The organism is Pseudomonas sp. Hp2 (assembly GCF_006386585.1).
GTDB classification, from domain to species: domain Bacteria; phylum Pseudomonadota; class Gammaproteobacteria; order Xanthomonadales; family Xanthomonadaceae; genus Pseudomonas_S; species Pseudomonas_S boreopolis.
Window position 1 is genome coordinate 109,328 of record NZ_VAHJ01000009.1, and the last position, 26,328, is coordinate 135,655.

Consider the following 26,328-nt stretch of genomic DNA (forward strand, 5'->3'; position numbering starts at 1 on the left):
GCTAGATGAGAGCGGCTCCAGCCGCTACCTGCGAACCCAGTTGTTGGGAACACGCCTTGAGTTGTCCCTGCAGAATCTGTGCCTCGGCACTTGCACTCTGCGGCCCCGTCAACTCCCGCTGGCTCCCCTTGAACTCTACGGTCCCCGGCGCGCCCAGTTCGATGTCACCGCCTTCCAGCTTGAGGTAAGCGCCCGCTGCGGTGGCCAGCAGGTGCGCGTTCGGGGCCGCTACCTGGATGTCCGCCTGGGTGCTGGCGATCTGCACGCGCGTCTTCGCCGTCGCCTTGGCCTGGTTCCTGTGCGCTCGTGCGCTCACTGCGCCCTGCGCGGCATGCAGGGCGATTCCACGTTCGCGCACGGGCGACTGGGCGGGGGCTTCGCTGCCGACCGTGTAGAGGGTCAGGCCGCCGGCCACGGCCATGACCAGGTGTCCCTGGCTCAACCAGTTCAGCGCATGGCCCGCGACGAGCGCCGTCTGGGTACCCGAGACCCAGGCCTGGTCGGCCGGCGTCAGGCTCAGCACGCCGGCCTGGCCGCTGGCCAGCAGGTTCGGGGCGTTCCAGCCGGGGACTTCGCCCTCGCCGCCGCCGAACTCGGCCTGGGCGCTGCCGGTCAAGGTCGCCTTGAGCTGTTCCTGGAGTTGCGCGAGGGTTTGCTGGACGGGGAGTTCGTCCTTGTCGTTGGGCAGGCCGGCCTGTTGGGTGCGGGCGCTGTCGGCCAGGGACTTGAGCAGTTCCTCGCCTTGCTGCAATTGCGAGAGCGCCTGCGGTGCGGCCAATTGCGCGTTGCCGGGCTCGGTCGCCAGCAGCAGGCCCTGACCCGCACGCACCGCGCCGTAGGCCTGGGTGGACAGTTCCGCGCCGAAGCCGCGTTCGCCCTCGCGCTGGTTGTCCTCGCCGCCCTTCAGGTGGCCCAGCGTCAAGGTACTGTCATGCTGGGTGGTCGAGACCTGCGCGCGGCCCTGGCCCGGCGTGTCGTCCAGGCGCAGTTGCTGGTAGCCGCCGGTGCCGTCTTGGCTGGCGCCGAGCGCCTGGCTCTTGAAGCCGGTGTAGACCGCCGCGTGGGTGTTGCCGTCGAACCAGGCGGGCGCATTGCCGGTCGCGCCCGCGCCGCCGCCGGCGACCTGGTTGTGGGCCGCGTCCACCTGGCCGCGGCCGTTGTATAGCGCGCCCACCACGACCGGCCGGTCGATGTCGCCTTCCATGAACCCGACCAGCACTTCCTGGCCCTTGCGCGGCAGTACCACGCCACCCCAGTTGTCGCCGGCCCACGGAGTCATCACCCGCACCCAGGTCCAGGCGCCGCCGCTGGCGGGCGCGTTGTCCTCGCCCGCCGGATGCGACAGGCCGCCGCTCGCGTCCGAGCCGCGTTGCCAGGGGAACTGCACCTTGATGCGATGGTCGCGATCGGACAGCAGCGGCTCGCCGTCGCTGACCACGATCGCGCTCTGCGTGCCGTGCACGCGCGGCTTGGGGTGCATTTGCGCGCCGTCGCCGTCTTCCAGCTGCGGCCGGTAAGTGGCCTCGGCCGGCAGCACGACGAAGCGGTTGTCGTAGAAATCCGTCTCCGGCAGCGCCCAGGCGTCCACCGGGCCCAGTCCGCTGATCGCATCGGGCAATGCCGCACCCGGCGACGCGACGGGCCCCAGCAGTTGCTCCAGGGCGTCGAACACTTCCGTGCCGAGATTGTTGCGGGCCCGATGCTCCACCGACAGGCACAGGAAGCGCGCGCCGGCATCGGTGGTCGGATGCGCCTGCACGCCGAACATTCCGCCGGGCGCCAGGCGGCGCCAGCGGCCGGCGCCGTCGAAGCTGCGGGTGCGCACGCGCCGGGCATCCAGGTGCTGCTGCGCGTGGCGCTGACCGCGTTCGCGGTCGGGCCAGGCATAGGGCCCGCAGGTGTCCTGGTCCTCCGCCTGCGGGCCATCGCCGGCTTGCGCCTCGGCGCTGGCCGGACGCAGGTCGAGGCTGCGGTAGTCCCAACTGCCGCGCGATATCCTGGCGACCCGCGAGCGCCGCGCGGGCGACCAGCGCTGCACGCTGTCGTCGCGCTCGGTCACGTCGGCGCGGTGGTAGCGCACGCTGCCCAGGTCCGGGCTGGCTCCTGCGTGGTCCGTCAGGACCAGCACGTGGCGACCCAGCGTGTCCGCCCCGGCATCGCCCTCGTGCTCGAACCAATAGTAGATGCCCTCTTCGGCCAGCAGGCGCTGCACGAACGCAAGGTCGCTCTCTTCGTACTGCGTGGTGAGGCTGCGACGGGCGTACACCGACGGGTCGGCGAGGTTCCAGCGCCACGCCGGCGCGAGCGCGCCCTGGCCGGCGTAGTCGGAGAACACGCTTTCCACGATCTCCACCAAGCTCATGTCGTGGAAAACGTAGCTGTCCACGCGCTTGCCGAGCAGCGCGAACCACGGCTCGACCACCAACCGGTAGCGGGCCAGCCCGCCGTTGCTGCCGATGCGTTCGGCCGTGGTGACATGGCCATGGAACGGACGCCGCTGCGATGGACCGGCGGCAAGCAGTTCGAGCAGTACCGGCTTGCCGAGCAACGCGTCCAGCGGCAACGCCGCGTCTGTGGACAGCGCGGTCACCTCGAACCGGAAGCCGACCTCGTCGATCCGTTCGATGCCGCCGAAGCGCTCGGCGACCAGCCGCTCGCCACCGAGCGGCGTGTGCAGGCGCAACAGGCGATCGTGCTGCCCGGGCGCCGCCAGGGAAGCGAGAACGGTGGCCACCATATCCATATCGGTTCCTCGCGGGGGTCTGCGTCGTGCCGCGCCGCGGATCAGGCGGCGGTGATGCGCTCGAGCTGCAACGTGCGGCCTTCGGTCAGCTGCAGACGGTAGTCGCGGCCGCCCACCGACAGGCCGACTTCGCGCACGTTGCTGGCGAGCTGGTTGGCCTTGCCCTGGGTCGATGCCTGCATGTGGATGCGCCAGGCCGCGCGCGTCATCAGGCCGGCGATGGTGCGGGCCTCCTGGCGCGCCTCCGGCGAAGCCGTGGCCAGCAGGTCGATGATGTGTTCCGGGCGCAGGCGGTTCCATGTGCGCACGCTGTCGGTGTCGCGGCTGGCGCGGCCCAGGGCGAGGCTGTCGCAATGGGCCAGGGCCTTGCTGCGGTCGAGTCCGTAGAAATCCATGATGTCTTCTCCTTGCTTCGTGGTCAGTTCAGCTTGTACTTGAAGGCGCCGTTCTTGCCGGCGCTCACCTTGATGGCGTCGATCCGGCCGCCATCGGCCATCGTCGCGAGCACGCTCTCGGCGATCTCCGGCAACAAGGTACCGTTGAGGATGTGGTCGACGTTGCGCGCGCCCGAATCGACCTCGGTGCAGCGTTGCAGCACGCTCTCGACCAGACTGTCGTTCCATTCGAACGAGGCCTTGTGGTTGGCGCGCACGCGGTCGCGGATACGGCCGAGCTTGAGCTCGATGATGCGCGCGAGCACGTCGTCGCTGATCGGGTAGTACGGAACCACCTTCATGCGCCCGAGGAAGGCGGGCTTGAAGGTGCGCATCAGCACCGGGCGCAGCGCCTCGGCCAGTTCGTCGGCCTTGGGCAGCTCCTCGGCCGGCTTGTTCAGGCAGGCCTGCATGATCTGCGAGGATCCCACGTTGGAGGTGAGGATGATGAGGGTATTGCGGAAATCGATCTCGCGCCCTTCCGCGTCGTCCATCACGCCCTTGTCGAACACCTGGAAGAACATTTCCAGCACGTCCGGGTGCGCCTTCTCGACCTCGTCCAGCAACACCACGCTGTAGGGGTTGCGGCGCACCGCCTCGGTCAGCACGCCACCCTCGCCGTAACCGACGTAGCCCGGCGGCGATCCCTTCAGGCCGGAGACGCTGTGCGCTTCCTGGTACTCGCTCATGTTGATGGTGACCAGCTTGCGCTCGCCGCCGTAGAGGATATCGGCCAGCGCCAGCGCAGTCTCGGTCTTGCCCACGCCGGAGGGGCCCACGAACATGAACACGCCGCGCGGCTTGTTCGGGTCCTCTAGCTTCGCAGCCGCGGTGCGCACGCGTTGGGCCACGGCCTCCAGCGCATGATCCTGGCCGATCACCCGCTCCATCAGCAGCGCGCGCAGGTTGCGCACGGTACGGATCTCGTCCTTGACCATGCGGCCCAGCGGCACGCCGGTCCAGGCCGAGACGATCTCGGCGACCACGGTGCCGTCGACCTGCAGCGGCACCATCGGGGTCTCGCCCTGCAGCTCGTGCAGTTCCGCCAGCAGGCCGTCCAGTTCCTGCTGCTCGGGCGAGGCGACGGCCTCAGTGCGGGACTTGCGCCCCTTGGCCGGCTTGGCCTCGGCCTCGCCCGCAGCGTGGACGGGGGCAGGCGCGTTTTCCATCGTCTCGCGCAACTGCGCGATGCGCGACGCGAGCTCGCGCTCGCGCGCCAGCCGCGCCTCGTCGGCGGCCACGGCCTGCTCCAGCGCCTCGCGCTGCGCGCGCAGCTCACCGATGCGCTCGGCGTGGTGGCGCGCCCCCGCCGCCACTTCGCGATCCAGCGCCGACAGTTCCGCGGCGATGCGTTCCAGGTGCTTGCGCCCTTCCTCGATCGCCGCCGGCGTGGCGCTCTGGCCCAGCGCGACCTTGGCGCAAGCGGTGTCGAGCACGCTCACCGCCTTGTCCGGCAGTTGGCGACCGCTGATGTAGCGATGCGAGAGCCGCACCGCCTCGGTCACCGCCTCGTCCAGCACGCGGATCCCGAAATGCTTCTCCATCAGCGGCACCATGCCGCGCAGCATCGCCGCGGCCAGCGCCTCGCTCGGCTCCTCGACCTTCACGACCTGGAAGCGCCGCGCCAGCGCGGCGTCCTTCTCGAAATACTTCTTGTACTCGCCCCACGTGGTCGCCGCGACGGTCCGCAGCTCGCCGCGCGCCAGCGCCGGCTTGAGCAGGTTGGCGGCGTCGTTCTGGCCGGCGGTGCCGCCCGCGCCGATCATGGTGTGGGCTTCGTCGATGAACAGGATGATCGGATGCGGGCTCTTCTTGACCTCGTCGATCACGTTCTTCAGGCGGTTCTCGAACTCGCCCTTCACGCTCGCGCCGGCCTGCAGCAGGCCCAGGTCGAGCACGTGCAGCTCAACGCCCTGCAGCACCTCGGGCACGTCCTTCTCGGCGATGCGGCGGGCCAGGCCCTCGACCACCGCGGTCTTGCCCACACCGGCCTCGCCGGTGAGGATCGGGTTGTTCTGGCGCCGCCGCATCAGGATGTCGATGACCTGGCGGATCTCGCCGTCGCGGCCGATCACCGGATCGATCTGCCCGTCGCGGGCGCGCTGGGTGAGGTTGGTGGTGAACTGGTCCAGGGCCGGCGTCCGCGACAGGCCACCCTTGGCCTCCGGCACCGTGGCGGCGGACTCCTCGGCGCCGCCGTCCGCCGGCGCATCGGCGAAGCGCACGCTCTGGCCGGCCTCCTGCGAGCCCTCGGTCAAGCGCGCGAAGTCGTGCTTGAGTTCGTCCAGCTTGAAGCGCACGAACAGCTTGGAGCCGCGATAGGCCAGCTGCGAGAGATCCGGTTCGGTCAGCAGCGCCAGCAGCAGGTGGCCGCTGCGGATGCGGGTGGTGTGGGAATCCAGCGAGGCGATCAACCAGGCATGCTCGAACAGCTTGGGCAGGTGCTGGGAAAACACCGGCGTGCGCGTGTTGCCGTTCTTGAAGCGGCCGATCTCCTCCTGCAGGTCGCGCTCCAGCGCTTCGGGCGAGATGCCGCAGCGGCGCGCGATCAGCACGAAATCGCTTTGCGGCTGCTCGAGCAGCGCCAGGAACAGGTGTTCCAGGTCCACCTCGTAGTTGCCGCGCGACATGCACAGGTTGGCGGCCCGTTCCGCCGCCTGGCGGCAGGTGTCGTCGAGTTTGCCGATCAGGGTCTTGAGGTTGATGCTCATGCGGTTGGTAAAGCTCCTTGCTGTCGTTGCCCGGGCCGCCGCGGTGCGGGACCGCCGATCACTGCAGTGTATGGATCCCGTAGGTGGTATCCGCGCGCGGCGCCGACGCCGGGCGCGTGGCCAGGTAGCTGTCCCAGCCGAGCCGGGCACCGCCTCCGTTGCCGATCTCCGCGCCGCGGACGTCCTGCGCGCGCAAGACCAGCCGTACTTCGTATTCCAGGCTGCCGCCGGTCAGCAGCGTCAGCCATTTGGACAGGGCCTGCGCGGCGCTGCCGCCGGGCAGGAAATCGTCGAACTGCTCGCGGCGCAGCGGCCCGATGCGCAGGCGCATCCGCAGATCGCGCTGCCATACGCGATCGCCCGCCAGCGCGGTGGAACCGAGCATGGCGTTGGCCTGGCCCAACCGGGTGGCCTGCCCCGCCGGCACGCGATACCAGGCGCCGACGAACTGCTCCAGCTCGATCGGCACCCGGAAGTAGTCGGACAGCACGCGCCGCACCATGCACGCCGAGACCGGCCGCTGGCGGATCGACCCGGCGTAGTAGGCGACCGCCTGGTCGAACACGTCGCCATGCCCGTCGAGCATGCGATCGCGCAGGCCGGGCATGCCCATGCCCAGCAGCGACAGCACCAGCGGCACGAAGCGCTCGCGGCGGTCCAGTTCGTACTGCAATGCTAGCCGGTGCTTCTTCCACGCGGCATAGTGCAGCGCGACGGCGCGATTGGCGAAGATGTCCAGGAATGCGCGCGCGGTGCGGTCGCGCTGGTACAGCTCGCGCTCCTGCAGGGTCTCGGTGTAGTGCAGCGGCAGCGCGCCGGTGATGCCGAGCAGGCCCATGAAGTGCGGCGTCAGGTGCACCTCGCCCAGGCCCTCGGTCTCCAGCGCGTGACCCAGCGCGACCTCGCTTTCCAGGCGGTCGCCTTCGCGCGAATAGGCCTCGCCCTGCGAATCGAGCTCGGTCGCCGGGAACGACAGCGAGAGCGTGTTGTGGAAGCGCACCCACGTCGGCACCGCCTGCCCCGGACGGACGCCCTGCCGGGCGAAGACCCGCTCCAGCAACCGGATCGCCTGGAAGAACTGGAAGCGATGCGGCCCGGAGAGGAGCTGCTGGGCTACGCCAGGATCGATTCGCCGCTGCGCGCTGGGCATCGGACGATCTCCTCCCCGCTGTCGCTGGAGACCAGCACCAGGCGGGTGAAACTGTTGGCATGGACGTAAAGCGCGAAGAAGCGGTCCATCACGTGGGCGAAGGCGGCGATGCCGGTGCCGACGAAATGGCTCTCGCTGATGGTCAGCCGTACTTCCAGGCCGCGCACCATCGAGGCGAAGCGCGAACCGGACATCCACGCGGTGACCGGGTGCTGGTCGATGGCGACGATGCCGTCGATCTGGCGCGAGGACACGCTGTTGCCGGACAGGTCGTACAGGCGCAGCATCTCCTTGAGCGCCGGCAGGCCGCTGCCGGTGAGCGAGAGTTGGTTGAGCGACAGGTGCGAGATCAGGCGCCATTGCGCGCCCTTGCCCTGGCGGAACCGCAACGGCCGGCTCGGCTTGCGCAGCAGCGAGATCGCCCGCGCCGGCGTGCCGCCCTCGATCGACAGGTCGCCGCCGGCCACGCCGTGGGCGAGTTGGGTCGGCAGGTCGCGGTTGCTGCAGGTCAGGCGCACGCTGACCACGTCGGTCTGCGGCGCGGCCGGGTTGAAGTCCAGGTCGATGAAGCTCAGCTCGGTCTCGTAGCCCGGGCTCTGCCGCGCCACGTCCTCGTCGCGGCGCGCCACCCAGTACTGCCCGGTGCGCTCGGGATCCTCGCCGTGGTGCAGCGAGTAGAACGGCCGGAATTCCTGGATCGATTCTCCCTGCGGCGTCTGCCGCACGCGGTACACCGAGTCGATCGAATGCACCTCGTACGCGAACGCGCGCCGCGCATCGGCGACCACCGGGTAGTTCACCGTGCGGTGGGTGACGCGGATCGGCTCGCCGCCCTGCTCGAACAGGTTGACGATCGGCGTGCAGCCGAGCTTGACGTTCTTGGTGCCCAGCTCTTCCAGCACCAGGTTGGCGGCGCGGTCGGGCGGGGTCGCCTTGAGCACCAGGTGCACGGTGAACCAGCGCACCGCGCCGCGCGCGACCGTGTCCAGCGGCAGGTCGAAGAAGCCGAACTTCTCCGGGAACGCGAACAGTTCGGTCAGGAGCCGATAGGCCGGATGCGAGCGTGCCGGGAAATCGACCAGCGCCTCGTCCTCGGCGAATCCCACCGCCTCCAGCGGATTGGCCTGCAGCCGCTGCCAGCGCCCGCTGCCATCGGCCTCGACGTAGGCGGCGCGCACGCCGAGCGCCAGCGCGTCGCGCAGCGCAGCGCAGAAGGACGGTTCGCCGTCCACGAAGAAACGCAGCTTCCGGCCCGCCAGGTCGGCGAAGCCGATCTGGTCGGAGAGCAGGCCGAAACTGAGGGAGATCTGGCCGCCGCTCCCCGGCGGCAGGCTGACCGCCAGCGGCGCCTCGGCCACGGCGCGGTAGTCCGCCGCACGTACGCCGACAGGGGCCAGCAACACGTCGTAGGCCGTGCGGAAGCGGCAGCTGATGCCGCGCACCAGCCGCGACTGGAGCATCGTGCCGCGCGGCACGACCAGCGGCGCGCTCAGCTTGGCGGCCACGCCTTCCATGTCGAAGTACGCCACCGAGCAGGACGGGAACGGGCGCAGGTAGTGCGGATAGAGCACGTCCAGCAGCGCGTCGGTGAACTCGGGGTAGTCGTCCTCGATGCGCTTGGAGATGCGCGCGCCCATCAGCGCGAACGCCTCGATCAGGCGTTCCACGTGCGGGTCCTGGCTGCCCTCGGCGGACAGTTGCAGGCGCCCGGCGATCTTGGGATAGCGCTCGGCGAACTCGCGCCCGTAGCGGCGCAGGTAGGCCAGTTCGCGTTCGTAGTAGGGCAGCAGGTCCTGCATGCTCAGACCACCTGCCGGCGCAAGCGGCTCACCGAGTACTGCAGCGTGGACGGCTGCAGCATGGCGTCGAAGCTGACCGGCTCGCGTGCCGGCTCCAGGTCGAGCAGCGCGTGGATCGTGAAATGCAGGCCGCCGCCGGGCTGCGTGCCCGCCTCGAGCTTGACGTTGACGTTGCGCAGGCGCCGCTCGTGGCGCGTCACCGCGCGCTCGAGCGAACGGCAGATCGCGGCGCGGTCGTAGGCGTTGGCCAGGCTCATGGCCGAGAAATCGCAGAGCCCGTAGGTCATCAACGACTGGCGGCACTGCGGGAAAGCGTCCAGCCCTTCCTCATTGAAGGCCGCGCGCGAATTGAGCAGGCCTTCCAGGTCGCGGGCGATCGATTCCTTGTACTGCTCCAGCGACATCGCCTTGAACACGTTGCCGGAGGACGCCGGCGACCTGGGCGCATCGTCGAAAAGCTTTTCCAACAAACTGGGTTCGAGTCCTTTCATCGGCGCTCTCGTTCAGGGCATCCATGCCTGATGGGGCGCGGGCATGGCTGCGGGCCAGACCGCTGGGTTCCATACGACACCGGCGCGGGCCGGCGGAAATGCGATGGCGCCGGGGGAGACGCCATCGCAAACGGTGCATCAGACGGCGTAGTTCGGGATGTTCTTCGTCGCGCTCCACTGCGCAACCGTCTTGCCGCCGATACCGCCTTCCGGCTTCTGCTGGTTATAGGTCCAACGGATGGCCCCATAGCTCAGCTGAACCACTTCCTGCGGCATGCCGTCCTCGTCCACCGTGGTGGTGACGCGGTGCACGAGCACGTTCATCAGCTCGACCAGGTAGTAGTTGATGGCGTTGCCGTCCTTGTCGGCGCGCATGAACTCGATGCGGGCCTTCGGGAAGGTGGTGCCATTGGCGCAAGCCTGGCTGAGAGCCGTGGAAGCGAGGTCGATCGACTTGACGACTTCGATCGGCGAGAGGTTGACGCGGGCGGCGGTGGCGCCGCCGGAGGTGGAGGCGGTGGCCGAACGCGGCTGCGTCAGGTCCTGGGAGAACGACTTGATCTCGATCCAGTCCTTGTGCTTGTCGTCGTGCGACTCGCCCTTGATGGTGTCAATGGTCAAAAAAGCGTGCTGCATGATCTGGTCTCCTAAGTTCCGGTCTTCCGTGAGATTGGTTTGCCGGGCGGACCCGGCGGTCGGTTGCCCTTTCGGGCCGCGTCTTTCTGCAAAAAACGGGATCTCCGTCCCTCGACGCTACAGCAACAGCAAAACGCTACGACTTATTTGCCGCGGCCGGCAGTTCGGCCACAAGTCGCAACGAAACAGACAGCTCGTCGAGCTGGAAATGCGGCCTGATGAAGGCCACTGCACGGTAGACGCCGGGCTTGCCCGGCACCTCCGAAACCTGCACCGACGCCTCGCGCAGCGGATACTGCGCCTTGGCTTCCTGGGTCGCGTTGTCGTCGAGCAGCACGTACTGCGAGATCCAACGGTTCAGGAAATCCTCGACGTTGCGCGCGGAGGCGAAGCTGCCGATCTTCTCGCGCATCATCGCCTTCAGGTAATGGGCGATGCGCGATACCGCGAAGATGTACTGCAGCTGCGCCGACAGGATCGCGTTCGCGTTGGCCGAGTCGGTGTTGTACTTCTTGGGCTTCTGCGCCGACTGCGCGCCGAAGAAGGCCGCATAGTCGGTGTTCTTGCAATGCACGAGCGGGATGAAGCCCAGGTCGCTGAGCTCCTTCTCGCGCCGGTCGGTGATGGCGATCTCGGTCGGGCACTTGAGCGCGACCTCGCCGTCGTCGGTGCGGAAAGTATGCGTCGGCAGGTCCTCGACCAGGCCGCCGCCCTCCACGCCGCGGATCGCCGCGCACCAGCCGAAGTCCTCGAAGGCATGCGTCAGGCGCGCGCCCATCGCGTAGGCGGTGTTGCACCATAGGTACTTGCTGTGGTCGGTCGCCTCGACTTCCTCGACGAAGTTGAAGCCCTCCACGGTGGTGCCGTCCTTCGGGTTGTACGGCAGGCGGCCGAGGAAGCGCGGCATGGTCAGGCCGACGTAGCGGCTGTCCTCCGACTCGCGGAAGGAGCGCCACTTGGCGTACTCGACGGTGTCGAAGATCTTGGCCAGGTCGCGCGGCTTGCCCAGCTCGGTGAAGCTCTCCAGGCCGAACATCTGCTCGGACGCGGCGCTGATGAACGGCGCGTGCGCGGCCGCCGCCACGTGCGACATCTGCTCGACGAAGTACATGTCCTCCGGCTGGCGGCCGATGTAGTAGTCGCCGATCAGCGCGCCGAACGGCGCACCGCCGAAGGTGCCGAACTCCTCCTCGTAGACCTTCTTGAACAGCGCGCTCTGGTCGAAGTCGATCGCCGACTTGAAGTCGCGCACCAGGTCCTTCTTCGGCGCGTTGAAGACCTTGATCTTCATCGCCGGGCCGGTGGAGGTCTGCTGGCACAAGTAGTGCAGGCCGCGCCAGCTGCTCTCCAGCTGCTGGAACTCGGGCGCGTGCATCACCGCGCTGAGCTGCTCGGAGATCATCCGGTCGATCTCGGCGATGCGCGCATCCAGCGTCAGGTTGAGGTTGTCCGAGACCACCACGGTGCCCTCGAGCACCTCCTTGGCCAGTTCGGAAATGATGTCCTTGGCCCGCTGGTGCTCGGTCTCGGACTTGGCGACCTTGCTCTGCTCGACGATCTGGTCGAGCAGGCCGCCCGCCTCGGCGACGGCACCCTGGGCTGCCTGCACGGCGCTACCGGTGGCTTCTGCGGCCATGGCTTATTCCCCCTTGTCCTTCTCCGCGCCGAGCCGCTTGAGCTGCTCGGTGTTGTTCAGCACGTCGGTCAGCAGATCCTCGAGCTTCTCGTTGCCGGCGAGCTTGTTGCGCAGGTCGGCGAGCTTGGTGCGCGACTCGAGCAGCTTGCGCAGCGGCTCGACCTGCTGCACGACCGCCTCCGGGCGGAAGTCGTCGATCGACTTGAACTTCAGCTCCACGGCGAACTCGCCGCCGCCGTCGCCGATCTTGTTCGGCACGCGGTAGACCGCGCGCGGCGCCGCGCCTTCCATGACCTCGTCGAAGTTGTCGAGGTCGACGTTGACGAACTTGCGGTCCTTGACCTTCGGCAACGGCTGCTCGGGATTGCCGCTGAAGTCGCCGAGGACGCCGACCACGAACGGCAGTTCCTTCTGTTCGATGGCGTCGCCCTTTTCGACGTCGTACGTGAGCTGCACGCGCGGCGGCCGGATCTTCTGAAGACGTTTCTGGACGCTGTCCTTCTTGGCCATGGGTCTCTCCTTAGGTATGCGCGGCCCTGACGATCAGTTGCCGCGGATGTTCTTGAATGGATCGGAATCGGCCGAAGGAGCCGGGCGGGAAGGAGCGGTGGGAGCGGCCGGGGCGGTCGCATCCGCGGCGCGGCGCACGGCCCTGGCCGGCTTGCGCGCCGGCTTGGCCGGCGCCGGCGGCGCCAGGATCGCATCGCCCATGGTCGAACGCAGGGTGGCGGCCAGGGTCTCGGCTTCCTTGCGGGCGGTTTCCGAGGCCAGCGCACCGCGGGTCTGCAGTCGCTGCAGCGACTGGTTGGCGATGCGGAATCCTGCGACGGTCATCACACCATCGGCCACCAGATCATCGGGATCGCGCTGCAGCACTTCCTCGGCGGCCACGATCGCGTGAGCATAGTTGGCGCGATCGAACTGCAGCTGCGCGATGCGCACCCAAGGTTCCTTGCGGGTGGGATCGGCACGGGCCGCTTCCTCGAAGGCGGCGATGGACGCATCGGGACTCCCGACGCCCACCTGCGCCTCGGCGCGCGACATCAGCGCGTCGAACGACGGCGGCGGCTCCTTCTTCGGCGTACTCGAACACGCCGCCAGACCGAGCAGCAGCATCGCCACGAACATTGGCCGCATCATGGCCACTCCTTTGATCGCCTTCATAAAACTCCTCGAGGAAACGTCGGCCTCAAGCTTTCCGCACCCCCGCCGTTATAGCTGCGGGATATTGCGGTTTGCCGTCGGGCCCAAAAGTGTACAGCCGCAATTATCCGGCGGTATAGTGCAGCGCGACGGCGGCCGTCAAGGCAACGTGACGGCCCGCACACCGACCACCCCGTGCCCATGGCGCATCCAGGTCGCCATCTTCTACCCGTTTGGCCCGCATAAACAGGCACTTTATGTTTCCAGGAAGGTCTTTTGCCCGCGCTGCCCTGCTTGCTTCCTTGATATCGGTCACACTTTGCAGCTGCGCCAGCGGCGGCATCGGCAAGGCCATGAACCGGACCCTGCAGGCCGTCGGCCTCAAGGAAGATACGCCCAAGGCCCCGTCGCAGATCCCGCTGCGGCTGCTCGCCGGCACCAACCTCAATGCCGGCAACGATGGCAAGCCCACCGCGGCGGTGCTGAAGATCTACCACCTGCGCGGCGCCCAGCGCTTCGAGCAGGCCCCTTTCAGCGCGTTCCTGGACCAGGCCGGCGAACAGGCCGCGCTGGGCGCCGACCTGCTGTCGGTCAACGAAATCGTGCTGATGCCGGGCATGAAGCAGGAACTGGACGAGAAGATCTCCTCGGGCACCGGCACGATCGGCGTGGTGGCGCTGTTCCGCGCCCCGGCCGAAGGGCGCTGGCGCCTGGCCTTCGATGCCACCGTCCCGGAGCTGGCCACCGAAGGCATCACCGTCGGCGCGCACCGCTGCGCCTTGACCACTTCTGCCCCGGGGCTCGTCACAAAGCTGTCCGGGGACCCGTCCAGCCTCGCCTCGGTACGCTGCGCGGCGCCGTGACGATGCGATAGGCGCGCTTGGTAGTATCCGCCCTTCCGATGCCGGGAGGGCGCGCTCGCCAGGCGCATCGAAGCCACGAATTCCAAGGAACGACGAGTGTCACACGTAAGCAGGATGTCGAAGGTGTTCTGGGGCGAAGGTCTGTTCCTGCGCCCGCAACACTTCCAGAGGCAGGACGCCTACCACGAAGCGCGCCTGCACGATCTCGCCCAGACGCTGCATCCCTACGGCTGGGGATGCCGCCGCAGCCGTTTCGATCCGCAGGCGCTCGGCCACGGCACGCTGCGCCCGCTCGACCTTTCCGCGGTCTTCGCCGATGGCGAGACCTTCGACGCCCCGGCGCACGACGCGCTGCCCGACCCGCTGTCGCTGAAGGACCTACCCGCGGGCATCCAGAGCACCGTGGTGCACCTCGCGCTGCCCTTGCTGCGCGAGGACGGCGACAATTGCGCCAGCGAGGGCGACGGGCAGACCGCGCGCTACCGCCAGGTCAACCATCCCACCCACGACTTGTTCACCGATGCGGCCGAGGCCGAGCTGGCCTACCTGGGCAAGGCCGCGCGGCTGCTCACCGACGACCAGCCGCGCGACGCGTACGTGACCGTGCCGGTGGCGCGCGTGCGCCGCACCTCCACCGGCGGCTTCGAGCTGGACGAGGACTTCATCCCGACCTGCGCGCAGATCGCGGCGTCCCCGTCGCTGCTGCGCGAACTGCGCGGCATGCTCGACTCGCTGCAGGCCAAGGTCGACGCGCTGTACGGGCTGCATCGCCAGCCTTCGCAACACATCATCGAGTTCCGCTCCGGCGACATCGCCTCGTTCTGGCTGCTGCATACCGTCAACGCCTCGTTCGGCGCGCTCTCGCACCTGTTCCACCACCCGCAGCTACATCCCGAGCGCCTGCACCAGGAAATGCTGCGCATGGCCGGCGCGCTGCTGACCTTCTCCAACGCCTACCAGCTCAACGACCTGCCGCGCTACCAGCACGATCGCCCGGAGCCGGGTTTCCGGCGCCTGTTCGAGATCGTGCGCGAGCTGCTGGACACGGTGATCTCCGCGCGCTACTTCCAGATCGCCCTGAGCGAGGTCAAGCCGTCGTTCCACCTGGGCCGGCTGGATTCGCAGCGCATCGACGAGGATGCCGCCTTCTACCTGGGCGTGTCGGCCGACCTGCCGGCCCAGGAACTGGTGCAGACCGTGCCCGTGCGCTTCAAGGTCGGCGCGCCGGACGACGTGGAGAAGTGCGTGCTGTCGGCGCTGCCGGGCGTCAAGCTCGCCCATGCGGCGCAGGTGCCGGCGGCGATCCCGGTGCGCCCGGGCAGCTACTACTTCCAGCTCGACGCGCGTGGCGCGTTGTACGAACGCATGCTCAAGGCACAGTCGATCATGATCTACGTGCCGGCCGGCATCCATGACCTGAAGATGGAACTTATCGCGGTGACTTCATGATGAGGACTCCCAACCTGCCGCCGACGCCCGGCCCGATGCCGTCGCTGACCTCCAACGGCGCGCTCGCCGCGCCGCTTCCGCAGGGGCACAACCCGCAGAGCCTGCAGGACCTGATGGCCGACGGCTTCTACCTGCTGCTGCTGCTCAAGCGCGGCCAGATCCCGGGCGATGCGGAAGGCTTCGTGCAGTCCGTCCAGAAGTTCCTGGACGGCGTGGAACGCGGCGCGATCAAGCTCGGCATCTCCTCGGAGGACATCTACGCCGCCAAGTACGCCTTCTGCGCGGCGGTGGACGAGGCCATCCTCTCGCAGCCTTCGCACCTGCACGAAGCGTGGGAGCGCAATCCGCTGCAGCTGCGCATGTTCGGCGAGCACCTGGCCGGCGAGCACTTCTTCGATCGGCTCGAGGAACTGCGCCGCCAGGGCGTGGCGCGCCTTCCGTCGCTGGAGGTGTACCACTACTGCCTGCTGCTCGGCTTCGAAGGCAAGTACCGCCTGGAAGGCACCGAGAAGCTCGGCTACCTGACCGCGCGCCTGGGCGACGAGATCGTCTATCTCAAGGGCAAGCGCACCGGCTTCGCGCCGCACGCGCTGCCGCCGGACAACGTCCGCCACAGCCTGCGCCGCGTGGTGCCCTTGTGGCTGCCGGCGGCGCTGGTCGCCGTCTTCGGCGTGCTCGGCTTCTTCGGCCTGCGCGCCTACCTGGACCACCAGACCGAGCGGCAGCTGGCCGCCTACAACCAGGTGATCCAGATGCCGCAACGGACCGCGCACATCACGATCACGCTACCCTGAACGGGATTGCCGATATGGACTTCGGAACCGATGCGTTGACACAACTGGCGGGCCTGTCGCTGCCCTCGCAGCAGGCACGCCTGCTGCAGTTGGAAGGCCTGGACGAACGATGGGTCGTCGAAGGCTTCGCCGGCCGCGAGGCCGTGTGCGAGCCGTTCCGGCTGCAGGTGGATTGCCTGTCCACCGACCAGGACCTGGACCTGGCCGCCTGGCTGGGACGCACGGCTTCGCTGCTGCTGCGCCAGGACGATGGCGCGATGCGCCGCTGGCATGGCCTGGTCACCTCGGCCGCGCAACTCGGCGGCGACGGCGGCCTGGTGCGCTACCGCATCGTGTTCGAACCGTGGACCGCGCTGCTGCAGCGTCGCCGCAACGCGCTGATCTTCCAGGACCTGGACGTCCGCGCGATCGCCGAGCGCATCTTCGCCGACTACCCGGAAGCGAGCTTCCGCTTCGACGTGCAGGCGACGCTGCCCGTCCGCGCCATCACCACCCAGTACCGCGAAACGGACTGGGCCTTCCTGACCCGCCTGTTCGCCGAGGCCGGCCTGGCCTGGCGCTACGAACACGCGCAGGACGGCGAGGCCGCCCACACGCTGGTGGTGTTCGACCCGCAGGCCGACCTGCCCGATGCCGGCACCTTGCGCTTCCATCGCGCCGACATCGCCGAAGCCACCGATGCGGTGACCGCATTCGGCGAACAACGCAACGCCGTGCCATCGACCGCGACCGTGGCCAGCTGGCAGAGCGAGCAGCTCCGCGCGGCCAATGCGCAGCAGGCCGCCGAAAGCGGGGGCCTGCCGGCCCTGGAGGTCTATACGGTGCCGCGCGCCGGCCGCTTCGCCCAGGATGCCTGGGCGCAGGACGAGGCGCAGGCGCGTCTGGATGCGCTGCGGCTGCCCCAGCGCCTGCATCCGGGCGCCGGCAGCGTGCGGCGGCTCGGTTCCGGCATGCGCTTCGCGTTGTCCCAGCACCCGCAGCACGGCGACGAGGGTTTCGTCGTGCTCGCCATCGAGCACGCGGCCCGCAACAACTTCGACCCCGGCATCGATCCCCTGCTCGACCTGCCGGGCCTGGAGCCGGGCAGCTACCGCAACCGGTTCACCGCCGCCCCGGCCGATACCGCCCTGCGGTCCTGGCCGCGCGCGCGTCCCACCGCGACAGGTCCGCAGACCGCGCGCGTGGTCGGCCACCCCGACGCGGTCGTCACGCCCAACCGCGAGCATCAGGTGCGGGTGCAGTTCCCCTGGCAGCGCGGTGCCCAGCCCCACCCCGGTGGCCTGGCCGAGACCAGCGCCCATGGCGGCCACGCACCGGGCGACGCCACCAGCGGCACCTGGGTCCCGGTCGCCGAATGGGTCGCCGGCCCCAACTGGGGCAGCCATTTCCTGCCGCGCATCGGCGCCGAGGTGCTGGTGGAGTTCGCCCATGGCGACATCGACCAACCCCGCATCACCGGCCAGCTCTACAACGGCGAAGTGGCGCCTCCCTTCGGCGGCGGCCTGGACAGCCAGGACAACCATCCTGGCACCCTCAGCGGCCTGCGCAGCCAGGGCCACGACGGCTCCGGCCAGCAGCAATGGCTGATCGACGACACGCCTGGCCAGCTGCGCAACCGCCTGCACACCGACCTGGCCGACAGCCGACTGGAACTGGGTTACCTGCTCCAGGGCGCCGGCAGTACCCGCGGTGCGTTGCGCGGCCAGGGATTCGAGCTGGCCAGCGCCGGCTGGGGCAACGTGCATGCCGCCCGCGGCCTGCTGCTATCGGCCACGGCCCGCACCGGGGCGGCCTCGACCCAGCTCGACAGCCAGGAGGCCGTGGCGCAGCTCAAGGGCGCCGAACGTACCCAGGACGCCCTGCACGACACGCTGCAGCAGCAACAAGTCCCCGGCCTGGACGAACGCGACCGCCTGGCCAAGCTGCGCGAGGCGATCGACCCGCAGGCTCAGGGCAAGTACGCTGGCAGCGTCGCCGGGCAGCCGGCCACCAAGCCCAACGGCGGATCGCGCGACGGCAGCGCGCCGGTCGAGCGCTTCGCCGACGCCCGCGTGCTGGCCGAGTCGCCCGAGCAGGTCGCCCTGGTCACGCCGGCCAGCGCGATCGGCTACGCCGGCACCACGCTCAGCCTCACCGTCCAGCAGGATCTCCACACCGCCGCCGGCGCCGCCCTGGCCGCCAGCGCCGGCGAACACGCCGCCCTGTTCGCCCAGGCCGGCCCGGTCCGCGCCATCGCCGCCGCCGGCCCCGTCAGCATGCAGGCCCACGACGGCACCCTGGAGCTGCTCGCCGACCAGAACGTCACCGTCACCGCCACCGACGAGGAAGTGGTCGTGCTCGCGCAGGACAAGATCGTGCTGCAGGCCGGGCAGACCAGCGTGACGCTGCAAGGCGGCGATATCACCTTCGCCTGCCCGGGGGAGTTCAGGGTGAAGGCGGCGCAGCATCCGTTCCTGGGGGGAGAAGCAGACGGAGCGGAGCTCGCGATGCTGCCTTATTCGTTACTCAAGCCTATGCCCTACAGCCTGAGTTGGCAGGCATTCTCGGCCGTCACAGGCAAGGCAGCCGAAGCAGTCGATGTAATCGCCATCGAAGACAGGCAGGACGGCACACCTGCGATAAAGGCACTACAGACTCAGACGGGAGGCGAAACCCAACGCCTGTTGGATGAGAAACGCCCAAGAGCCTACTCGGCATTGGTTGGCAGCGGCGGCTGGTCCGTGCTTTGGACCGGCGAAGACCTACCCCAACAGCTGGATTCCGATGACTGGTACGACTGGGAAGCGGTCGATCCAGAGGACGAAGAAGCATGAGCAAGGATGACTTTTACATCGTCAAGCGAGGCGACTCTTTATCCAAGATCGCCAAAGCGCATGGCACCGATGTCAGGATATTGGCGAGCACCAACGGCATCCGCAATCCCGATGTCATTAGGGTCGGGCAACGGCTCAAGCTGAAATCGGCAAGCACCGTACAAGAGCGGGCTTCCCAGCCAGGCGCGAGCACAGGCACAGCCGTGAAAACCGCAAGCGCCTCGCCTGCGCCGGATAAGACCGATGATGCGAACTTGCACTTCCAGTTCTTCGATGTGCTCAGCAAGCCCATAGAAGGACTGAAGGTCATCGTTGAGGCCGGCGGCAATCTTTTTACCCACCTTACCGACGCTGCGGGGCAAATTCCCGAGATCAACATCCAGGCCAGCTTCACGGATGCAGTGAAGGTGCAGGTGGAGAAGGTCACTGGCGGCATAAAGGAAATCGCTAAGTTTCTGCCCATGCCGGGCAGCCAGCACATCCTCTTGACCAGCCCGAAGCTCAAGATCGGTCACCAGCAGCAAGCGCACCAAGGGCCCATCCCTGCGACCAAGATCCCGCCTGCCGCACCGGCCACCAACACCGGGGCTGCGGCAAAAAAACAACAATCCCAGCCATCCGGCCCGCAGGCGAAGGACACCCCGGGTGCGATCGTCGAAACCCGCACGTCGGCTGGCAACCCGGTGGTTCAGGCCACCTTGGAATGTCCAAATCCCGAGAACTTGAGGCTGGATCGCAATTTCAAGTACCGCGACATCATCATCGCCGCTGGCAAGCGCAGCGGCATGATGCCGCAGGCCATCGCCGCGATCATGAATGCCGAGGCGGCGACCATTACCGAGGTCACCTACGTCCCCATTCTCGACAAGAAGAAGAGCCCGGTAATCGACAAAGCGACCGGCAAGCCCAAGACGCGCAAGGTGCGCAAGAACTACGGGGAATGGGATCCCAAATCGGCTTCGCCCGCGTCCAGCGCACGCGGCATGACTCAGTTCCTGGACGGCAGCTGGATCGACATGGCGCTGACCGAAGGCAGCCAGCTCAACACGTTCGCCAAGGGCAAAGGATGGTTGACTACCAAGGCGGTCAAGAACAAGAAGGGTGAAGAACGCCAGGTTCCCGCCTTCAAGCTGTCCGATGGAACGCTGGTGACCGCAGCACCCAAGCGAACTCTCGCTCGCACGCTTTCGAGCAAGCCTTACCTGACTGGCCGTGCCACTGCCAGCGACAGCAATTTGCAAGCCCTGCTAGATCTCCGGTTCGAGGCAAAGCACGCCATCGATGCCGCCGTGGACTATGGCATGCAGAACCTCAAGGGACTTACGAACGACGGCTACGACTTGTCCAAGCTCAACGACGGGGAACGGGCCAAGATCGTATACCTCTGCCATCACCTCGGCTTGGCCGATGCAAAGAGCTTCATCCAGAACACGATCAGCGAAGAGCGTGCCAAGACGCTGCTTGTCACGCAAGTGGGAAGCAGCTCGGCCAAGACATATGCCGACAAGGCCGGTGGCACGTATGTCAATGGGCACCGTGCCTGGCTCAACGGCTACGAAAACAACCGCATCGTGCTCGACAAGTACATGTGCGACCCTAAGAAGGCTCCAACGGTCCGCGAACTGACGTCCATTACAGATTCCATAAAGAAATGATCAGGATCAATCGGCCGCTTTATTGCATCGCGCTGTTGTGCCTTGTGGCGTGCAGTCGCCCGCAAGCCATCGCCGCCCCGAACGAAGCCGGGCCAGAAGCATCCCACAGCCGGCAGCCAAGCGCTTCGTCGCCGCATCCCGCTTCAGGCGAGGCATCACCAGCTGGCCACCAGAAAGCGGGCAAGATCACGCAGGCTGCCTTGGACTTCATCGAGGCGAACTACGATGGCGTGACCGCATCGGCTTCAGGCGATCCTGATGTGGCGGATTCCGGCATGCGTCTGTGCGCCAGCGAGCGCCATGGCACGGAGAACTTCGCGGCCCTTTGCGGCAGCGAGCCTGGTGGAGAAGCCCAGGTCGATCTTTACGTTCTTTCCGACGATGGCGACCTGCTTGCCAGCACGACTGGCCTGCCCGGCAAAGGTACCGACGTAGAGGTCTTCTCGTTTGGAATCGCCGGACAACACCATGGCTTCCTGCTCGAAGCGGGCGATGTCCGGCAAGGCTTGGCGCAACGCAGTGGCACGCTTTACCTGAGGCGTGGAGACGAACTCGCTTCCACCTTCACGATCGCCCTGGAGTATGGGAAGAACCTCGATTGCAGAACGGGCGATCCGAACTGCACTCGCCTTCAACGTCTCTTGCGCCCGGCCACTGGCTTCGACGGAATGGAAGTCGTCGAAACCGGCGTCAAGGAAGGGCAACAGGTGGACAGGACCTACCCCGTGCGGTTCGATGCGAAGGCCGTGGAGTTCAGTCTCCCGGAAGCCCTGCGCACTCCTTGAAACCCTGGTTTTGCCACCGGCCATCATGCATTGATTGCTGTCGGGGAGGATCAGCGAGCCCGGCAAGATCGTGGCCGCACCTGCCGGCCTGCGCTGGCACTCGTCCACATACGGCGTGGCCTTGTCTAGTCGTCGATGATCTGTGAACCGGCCTAGCAGGAATCAGGCGCCGGTATCAGAACGTACCCGAACTCCGACGAAGCCATGACACCATCCAAGCGGACGATCGCCGATTCATCGCGCCGCGCATCTCGGCATGATCGTCTCTGCTAACATCCGCGGCAGTTCCTGCAGGACTCGGATGCTCATGTGCTCTCGCCGTCTCCACACGCTCGTTCTTCTACCTGCATTGCTTTCCCTAGGCGCCTGCCAAGCCGCTACCGGAAACAATGATGGTGTGAAAACCGAAGAAGCAAAGGACAACGCATCGCGTTTGGAAGCGCTCAAGCAGAAGACGCTCAAGGAGCTGATTCCCGTGAAGGGAGGTACGTTCACCATGGGCGACTTCGGCCCCATCGACCCCAAGGCTGAGCTTCCCTATAGCGGCGACACCAACGACGACGTGTTGCGCGAAGTCAGTTTGAGCGACTACGCCATTGCCGCCCACAAGGTCACCTATGCCGACTACGACGTCTACACCGATGCTACCGGCCAGCCCAGGATCGCTCAGGCCGAAGCCGACCTGAAATACCGCAATCTGCCCGGCATTCCAGCCGGAGTGGACTGGTACGGCGCCCAGAAGTATTGCCGCTGGATAGGCCAGGAGATCGGCCGGAAGATGGACCTGCCTACGGAAGCACAATGGGAATTCGCCGCTCGCAATCGCGGACAGAAGGTGGTCTGGCCGACCGACACCGGCGAGATAGAGGATGGCCGTAACGTCGGCTCATTCGACCAGATCCGAAGCTTCAGGAGCCAGCACGGCTACATCGCAGGCCCCACTCCTATCGGCCAGTACCCACCCACGCCGCTGGGCTTGTACGACATGATCGATCATGGCTTCGAGTGGGCCCGCGACTGGTACGCCCCCGCCTATGACCCGAAGGATCTACGCGACCCGCTCGGCCCCAAGAGCGGGGCCGAAAAGGTGCAGCGTGGAAATTCCAGCGAGGGTGGCGATTCGTTGGCGATGGTCTCCATGACGTTCACTCGTTTCAGCATGGCCCCCTCCCCTCCTGCGAAGAAACTGGCCGGGATCGGGGGCGAGGAGTACGACTACAACCAGAACTTCTCGAATACCTTCCGCTGCGTAGCCGAAGGCAAGTGAACTCACCACGAAATACGGCTTCTGCGGGCCGGTGTGGGAATTCGTGCGTCATGCCAATCATCAGGCGAGAGCGCTGCCTTCGCCCTCGGGATCACGGCCATGTTCCTGCGCCAGCAGCGTGGCCGCGGCATCGCGGTCGAGCCACAGGTATTGCGGATCGATCACAGCAAACATGGGCGACTCCTGCCCATCCAGCCTGAGCAGGTCGGGGCCATCCAGCCGATCCAACTGCGCGACTTCGTAGCCCTTGGGGAACTGCCCCAGCAACGACGCACGGTGCTTCAGGTAATCCTCCAGATAGCTGTTGCCCACGTCCTCCGGCTGCACGGTCGGGTCCTTGTTGATGGGATTGAAGACCTTGCCCTTCAGATTCTCGGCCAATGACAGCCCGTAATTGAGGAAGCGGAGAACATCGCCCTCCGCCTTGCTATCGTCAGCCAATTTCGAGCCGTCGATGGACATGTGCTGGAACATGTTCGTCCACTCTTGGCGCAGCTTGACGCCCTTGACGATCTTCAGGATCGCCTGCTTGTGCTCGTTGAGGTAATGCACCTGCGTGTCCCAGCCCTTCTGCTGGACCTCAGGCAGGTCATTCGAATGTGTGGCCCAGTCATGCCGGGTCAGGGCGTAAAGCAACATGCCACGCGTTTCCGGAGTGGCGTAGACCAGCCACACCGGATTGCTGTTGATGCTCCGCACCAGCTTGTAACGATTTTCTGCTTTTTCAAGGCTGCGCATCACGCCTTCGAGGGCCATTTGAATGGCATTGATCGTGGCTTCAAGCTCCTGTCCGATCTTCGTGTTCTTGGAGATGGCCAGGAACAGAAGTTGGGAGAAAGCCGCGAACGCATCTCTCGCAAAGTAAACCAGCACCTTGAAGCCCGCATGCGCCAACTGGTAATAGACCCATTGCACGAACTGGGCCATGCCTTCCGCGTCCACCACGAAATCCACCGCGCCCTTCGCACCGACGCCCCAACACAGGCGCGCGCTGGCCTTGATGCGGAACTTGCCACGGGCGTAATAAATATAAAGCTGGGCACTGGCGCCGGCGCCCGCGCTGACCGCCACATCCAGGCTCAACTTCGCGAAGCTCACCGGCTTGGTCTGCTGTGGCGGTAGCCACTGCAGTTCACCGGAGGGGGTGATACCGCCTTCCGCGCCGGCGAACGCCTCGGCGGTGAGGCTCATGCCATTGATGTCCTTGGGCGGAGCCTCGTTCAGGGCAGCCGGCACGATCCTGGAAGATTTCGCACCACCCGGTGGCGGCGGATCTCCCATGTCGGCCCTGGGCAGGCCCCTTCTCTCGTCGTAGTTGGCAGCCAGGCTGTCCGTGCGGTCGCGCGCCTGTGGCACGATTTTCGCCTTGCCGCCCTGGATGGAGATGCCCACCGCACCGGTAAGCGATGCCTTGGCTCCAACGAAGCCGTACAGCTCGCATGCCAGCTGGAACACGATGGCGCCCAAGTCGATGCCGCCATAGTTCATCTGCCAACCCTTGGCCGAAGGAATGGACCAGGTGTGAATCCACTTGCCTTCGAACAGCACCAACTTGGCCTGCGCGTTCGCCGAAGCCTGAGCGCTGACCGTACCTTTCTTGGGATCCCAGTTGGCTTCCGCGCTCGCGCCCGCACCCGCCACGCAGCGCATCCACTGGGCGGCCTTGTCGACCGAGTAGCTATCGGACTTCTTGACCGTTTCGGCGAACTCGTTGCCGCCGATATCGATCATGTCCCAGACCCATGGATCGGTCTGCGTGCTTCCCTTGGCCTGCACCTTGAGTTTCGACAATGATTCCCTGAACTTCTTCGCGTCGAAAGTCTTGCGGTCAGAGCGCTCGCCCTTGCCCTCGTACTTGGCCGAGGCGGCTCCGTCCTTGACCTTGGCCGAAACGCTCATCTCGAGCTTGGTCGGTATTCCCTTCAGGCGACGACTCTTGTACTGCTCATACTTCTTGCGGGGAATGTATCGCCGCCGCATCCCGACGCGATCAGCCCCCACCTTGCCGGAATGCGCGCCCTTGTCGTAGCTCTCGAAGGTCACTACTTCCACCAAATCCGCCTTCTTGGCGAAGTCCTTGTTCAGCAGTTTTGCGACCTTGTCTTCGGCGAGCCCGAGGTCCTTCTCCGCTTGCCGGATCGCTTCGGCACTGCGCGCCTGCAACGCGTCGCTCAGGTTCTGGCGTGCACGATGCACGCCCGCCATCGTGTTCTCGATGTAACCGCTGACGGCTTCGAACTCCTTCCAAACATCGGGGGTGAGCAACAGCAGCTCCTCATCCTCTGCGTTGAGGATGACGGGCGCGCTGACCTTGCCCGATACATCGGCCACCTTTCCCTTGCCAGGCGCGCTCACGGCGACTTGGCCCTTGGCAGTGACCTGCTGCAACTGCACGGCCGCCCCCGATACGACGGGTTCGACGGCCTTGCTCATGAACTCTGCCTGGGTACCGGGCAGATTGAACACGAACCATGCCTTCTGCTCGCAATAGATCCGCGGCGTCTGCCCAGAACGGTTGGTATTGCCCTTGATCGGCTTGCCGTCGATGTCCACGGCCGCGACCTTCCTGCCGTCCTTGTCGTAGGTGTAGGCCACGTACGGCGCATTCGGCAGCCGCTTGCGCGACTGCTGCATCATGAACTCGAACTGGTGGTATGGCTTGAGGCGCAATGGCTTGACCGTCGCGCCCTGCATCAGCGCCCAGGCGGCCGGCAGGTTATCGGTTCGGCTGCTGACGGGTAGATCAAGCTGCGCGTTGCGTGTTTCCGGATGCAGCACGGGTTCGATCCACTTCCCGGTGATCGAATCCCTGACCTGGAGAACATAGCGGTTGCTGTGCAATGGCAGGAGCGGCGCAGGCCGATATCCCTGCCCTCCCATCGCTGCCGCAGGCATCGGCGTACCTGCGCCGGCCTGCTGCTGTTGCGCCCGAGCAACGACGGTTGCGGTATACCCGTTCTCGTCCGTGATCCCGAACGTGGCAAGAGTACCGTCCATGACGCTCATGATCCGGTAGGTAATGCCGCTGCAAGGCACATCGTTGCCCGCCGCATCCTTGCGATAGAGTTGGAACTTTCCGGAAGACATCAGGCCGCTTCCTCACCACACGGTAGTTTTCGGGGACAGCTCGGTCCAGCTGCGGATCCGCTGTTACTTTTCTGACAGGTAATAACCTTCATGGCCCCCGTCCTGTACGAACAGGTCGATGGCTTCTGGTCCGGAGGTCACGACCTCCTCGGTCTCTCCCGCTCCATTGGTCCTGCCGGAGCGGGTCGTACCATCTCCCATGACCAAGGCGTATGCCGCGTTCTGCATGGGCTTGCCTTGATGATCGCGCAGGACGTACTTGAGCTTGTACGGGGCAGTGCCCGGCGTCGGCAGCGGATAGTCCTGCTGCGCCGGTCCCAGGAACGACTTCTTGGCGGCATGCACGGTGATCTTGCCCGGACAGGCGATGCTGATGTTCCCGCCCTCGATCGTCACGCTCGCCCCGCCCGCCGTCGCCAGCCGCACCCGCTTGCCCGCCGCCAGTTCCACCGCCGCGTTCGCGCTGACGACCTTCAGCCCCTGCCGCGCCTGCAGACGCACCTCGTCGTTCTGCGCCTGCAACTCCAGCTCGCCCTCGCCGCTGACCACGCTCAGGGTGTGGCCCTGCGTGTTGCCGCCTTCCACCGCCGCCGCCAGCACCCCGATCGCCTGGCCCGCATGCAGCCGCGCATCGCCGGCCACCGCCACCTCGCTGCCTCGCCCGCTCGCCAACGTCAGCGTCTCCCCCGCGCTCCAGTGCAGCGCCTGGCCCGCCACCAGCCCGATCCCGGCCGGGGCCGCCAGCCCCAGCAGCGGATCGCCCGTGTGCGGCACCCGGTCCGCCCCGGGGCTGGCGCTGCGCTCGTGCGCCGCCCCTTCGGCCTCGCCGTAGGCCGTGCCCGGCACCGTCGTCGACACGCTCGTCAGCGTCG

At 66.8% G+C, this 26,328-nt stretch carries 19 protein-coding genes; 7 read left to right on the plus strand and 12 right to left on the minus strand.

Annotated features, from left to right (window positions below; translation table 11 throughout):
- Position 1: 1 nt before the first annotated feature.
- From FD678_RS19570 to FD678_RS19615, 10 genes are all read right to left on the minus strand, one after another.
- Positions 2–2,734 (minus strand): type VI secretion system Vgr family protein, encoded by a 2,733-nt coding sequence (locus FD678_RS19570; RefSeq protein WP_218569873.1) that lies wholly within the window; start codon positions 2,732–2,734, stop codon positions 2–4.
- A gap of 50 nt (positions 2,735–2,784) precedes the next feature.
- Complete coding sequence (locus FD678_RS19575; RefSeq protein ID WP_140727921.1) at positions 2,785–3,138, minus strand: hypothetical protein; 354 nt, start codon at positions 3,136–3,138, stop codon at positions 2,785–2,787.
- Between the two features lie 23 nt (positions 3,139–3,161).
- Positions 3,162–5,882 carry a type VI secretion system ATPase TssH gene (tssH, locus tag FD678_RS19580; RefSeq protein ID WP_218569888.1) on the minus strand — a complete coding sequence of 907 codons (2,721 nt, stop codon included), beginning with the start codon at positions 5,880–5,882 and terminating at the stop codon, positions 3,162–3,164.
- Positions 5,883–5,946: 64 nt separating this feature from the next.
- Positions 5,947–7,038, minus strand: coding sequence for a type VI secretion system baseplate subunit TssG (tssG, locus tag FD678_RS19585; protein ID WP_140727923.1), 1,092 nt, complete (start codon positions 7,036–7,038; stop codon positions 5,947–5,949).
- Positions 7,002–8,837, minus strand: coding sequence for a type VI secretion system baseplate subunit TssF (gene tssF, locus FD678_RS19590; RefSeq protein WP_140727924.1), 1,836 nt, complete (start codon positions 8,835–8,837; stop codon positions 7,002–7,004). Before tssF ends, tssG begins: the two co-directional genes overlap by 37 nt.
- Before the next feature lie 2 nt (positions 8,838–8,839).
- Complete coding sequence (gene tssE / locus FD678_RS19595; protein WP_218569874.1) at positions 8,840–9,304, minus strand: type VI secretion system baseplate subunit TssE; 465 nt, start codon at positions 9,302–9,304, stop codon at positions 8,840–8,842.
- Positions 9,305–9,466: 162 nt separating this feature from the next.
- Positions 9,467–9,964, minus strand: coding sequence for an Hcp family type VI secretion system effector (locus FD678_RS19600; protein ID WP_140727926.1), 498 nt, complete (start codon positions 9,962–9,964; stop codon positions 9,467–9,469).
- A gap of 136 nt (positions 9,965–10,100) precedes the next feature.
- Complete coding sequence (gene tssC, locus FD678_RS19605; RefSeq protein ID WP_218569875.1) at positions 10,101–11,600, minus strand: type VI secretion system contractile sheath large subunit; 1,500 nt, start codon at positions 11,598–11,600, stop codon at positions 10,101–10,103.
- 3 nt (positions 11,601–11,603) lie between these two features.
- Positions 11,604–12,110 carry a type VI secretion system contractile sheath small subunit gene (tssB, locus tag FD678_RS19610; protein ID WP_140727927.1) on the minus strand — a complete coding sequence of 169 codons (507 nt, stop codon included), beginning with the start codon at positions 12,108–12,110 and terminating at the stop codon, positions 11,604–11,606.
- Between the two features lie 33 nt (positions 12,111–12,143).
- Positions 12,144–12,740 (minus strand): hypothetical protein, encoded by a 597-nt coding sequence (locus tag FD678_RS19615; RefSeq protein ID WP_218569876.1) that lies wholly within the window; start codon positions 12,738–12,740, stop codon positions 12,144–12,146.
- Positions 12,741–13,000: 260 nt separating this feature from the next.
- Between FD678_RS19615 and tssJ the strand changes: the two genes are divergently transcribed.
- The 7 genes from tssJ (at position 13,001) to FD678_RS19650 (ending at position 22,369) form a co-directional block, all read left to right on the plus strand.
- Complete coding sequence (tssJ, locus tag FD678_RS19620; RefSeq protein ID WP_140727928.1) at positions 13,001–13,606, plus strand: type VI secretion system lipoprotein TssJ; 606 nt, start codon at positions 13,001–13,003, stop codon at positions 13,604–13,606.
- A gap of 96 nt (positions 13,607–13,702) precedes the next feature.
- A complete protein-coding gene (gene tssK / locus FD678_RS19625; RefSeq protein WP_218569878.1) occupies positions 13,703–15,055 on the plus strand; it encodes a type VI secretion system baseplate subunit TssK in 1,353 nt (450 codons plus the stop codon).
- A complete protein-coding gene (icmH, locus tag FD678_RS19630) occupies positions 15,055–15,849 on the plus strand; it encodes a type IVB secretion system protein IcmH/DotU (RefSeq protein ID WP_140727929.1) in 795 nt (264 codons plus the stop codon). The genes tssK and icmH overlap by 1 nt, the downstream gene beginning before the upstream one ends.
- A 14-nt stretch (positions 15,850–15,863) precedes the next feature.
- On the plus strand, positions 15,864–18,662 hold the full coding sequence (locus FD678_RS19635) for a type VI secretion system Vgr family protein (protein ID WP_140727930.1): 2,799 nt from the start codon (positions 15,864–15,866) through the stop codon (positions 18,660–18,662).
- The gene (locus FD678_RS19640) at positions 18,659–20,317 is read left to right on the plus strand and encodes a LysM peptidoglycan-binding domain-containing protein (RefSeq protein WP_140727931.1); all 1,659 of its coding nucleotides are present in this window, start codon (positions 18,659–18,661) and stop codon (positions 20,315–20,317) included. Before FD678_RS19635 ends, FD678_RS19640 begins: the two co-directional genes overlap by 4 nt.
- Positions 20,314–21,102, plus strand: coding sequence for a hypothetical protein (locus tag FD678_RS19645; protein ID WP_140727932.1), 789 nt, complete (start codon positions 20,314–20,316; stop codon positions 21,100–21,102). The genes FD678_RS19640 and FD678_RS19645 overlap by 4 nt, the downstream gene beginning before the upstream one ends.
- Before the next feature lie 397 nt (positions 21,103–21,499).
- The gene (locus tag FD678_RS19650; protein WP_218569879.1) at positions 21,500–22,369 is read left to right on the plus strand and encodes a formylglycine-generating enzyme family protein; all 870 of its coding nucleotides are present in this window, start codon (positions 21,500–21,502) and stop codon (positions 22,367–22,369) included.
- A 60-nt stretch (positions 22,370–22,429) separates the two neighbouring features.
- On the opposite strand, the gene FD678_RS19655 is transcribed toward FD678_RS19650, so the two are convergent.
- Together FD678_RS19655 and FD678_RS19660 are read right to left on the minus strand one after the other, a co-directional pair.
- Positions 22,430–25,456: a DNA repair protein gene (locus tag FD678_RS19655; protein WP_140727933.1), complete on the minus strand. Its 3,027-nt coding sequence runs from the start codon at positions 25,454–25,456 to the stop codon at positions 22,430–22,432.
- A 63-nt stretch (positions 25,457–25,519) separates the two neighbouring features.
- On the minus strand, positions 25,520–26,328 hold an 809-nt coding region (locus FD678_RS19660; protein WP_140727934.1), incomplete at its 5' end, for a DUF2345 domain-containing protein.

Bases quoted from the DNA above. Each gene is read 5' to 3' on its own strand.
- FD678_RS19575 (WP_140727921.1), bottom strand. From the start codon at position 3,138: ATGGATTTCTACGGACTCGACCGCAGCAAGGCCCTGGCCCATTGCGAC.
- tssG (WP_140727923.1), bottom strand. From the start codon at position 7,038: ATGCCCAGCGCGCAGCGGCGAATCGATCCTGGCGTAGCCCAGCAGCTC.
- tssF (WP_140727924.1), bottom strand. From the start codon at position 8,837: ATGCAGGACCTGCTGCCCTACTACGAACGCGAACTGGCCTACCTGCGC.
- FD678_RS19600 (WP_140727926.1), bottom strand. From the start codon at position 9,964: ATGCAGCACGCTTTTTTGACCATTGACACCATCAAGGGCGAGTCGCAC.
- tssC (WP_218569875.1), bottom strand. From the start codon at position 11,600: ATGGCCGCAGAAGCCACCGGTAGCGCCGTGCAGGCAGCCCAGGGTGCC.
- tssB (WP_140727927.1), bottom strand. From the start codon at position 12,110: ATGGCCAAGAAGGACAGCGTCCAGAAACGTCTTCAGAAGATCCGGCCG.
- FD678_RS19615 (WP_218569876.1), bottom strand. From the start codon at position 12,740: ATGATGCGGCCAATGTTCGTGGCGATGCTGCTGCTCGGTCTGGCGGCG.
- tssJ (WP_140727928.1), top strand. From the start codon at position 13,001: ATGTTTCCAGGAAGGTCTTTTGCCCGCGCTGCCCTGCTTGCTTCCTTG.
- icmH (WP_140727929.1), top strand. From the start codon at position 15,055: ATGAGGACTCCCAACCTGCCGCCGACGCCCGGCCCGATGCCGTCGCTG.
- FD678_RS19635 (WP_140727930.1), top strand. From the start codon at position 15,864: ATGGACTTCGGAACCGATGCGTTGACACAACTGGCGGGCCTGTCGCTG.
- FD678_RS19640 (WP_140727931.1), top strand. From the start codon at position 18,659: ATGAGCAAGGATGACTTTTACATCGTCAAGCGAGGCGACTCTTTATCC.
- FD678_RS19645 (WP_140727932.1), top strand. From the start codon at position 20,314: ATGATCAGGATCAATCGGCCGCTTTATTGCATCGCGCTGTTGTGCCTT.
- FD678_RS19655 (WP_140727933.1), bottom strand. From the start codon at position 25,456: ATGTCTTCCGGAAAGTTCCAACTCTATCGCAAGGATGCGGCGGGCAAC.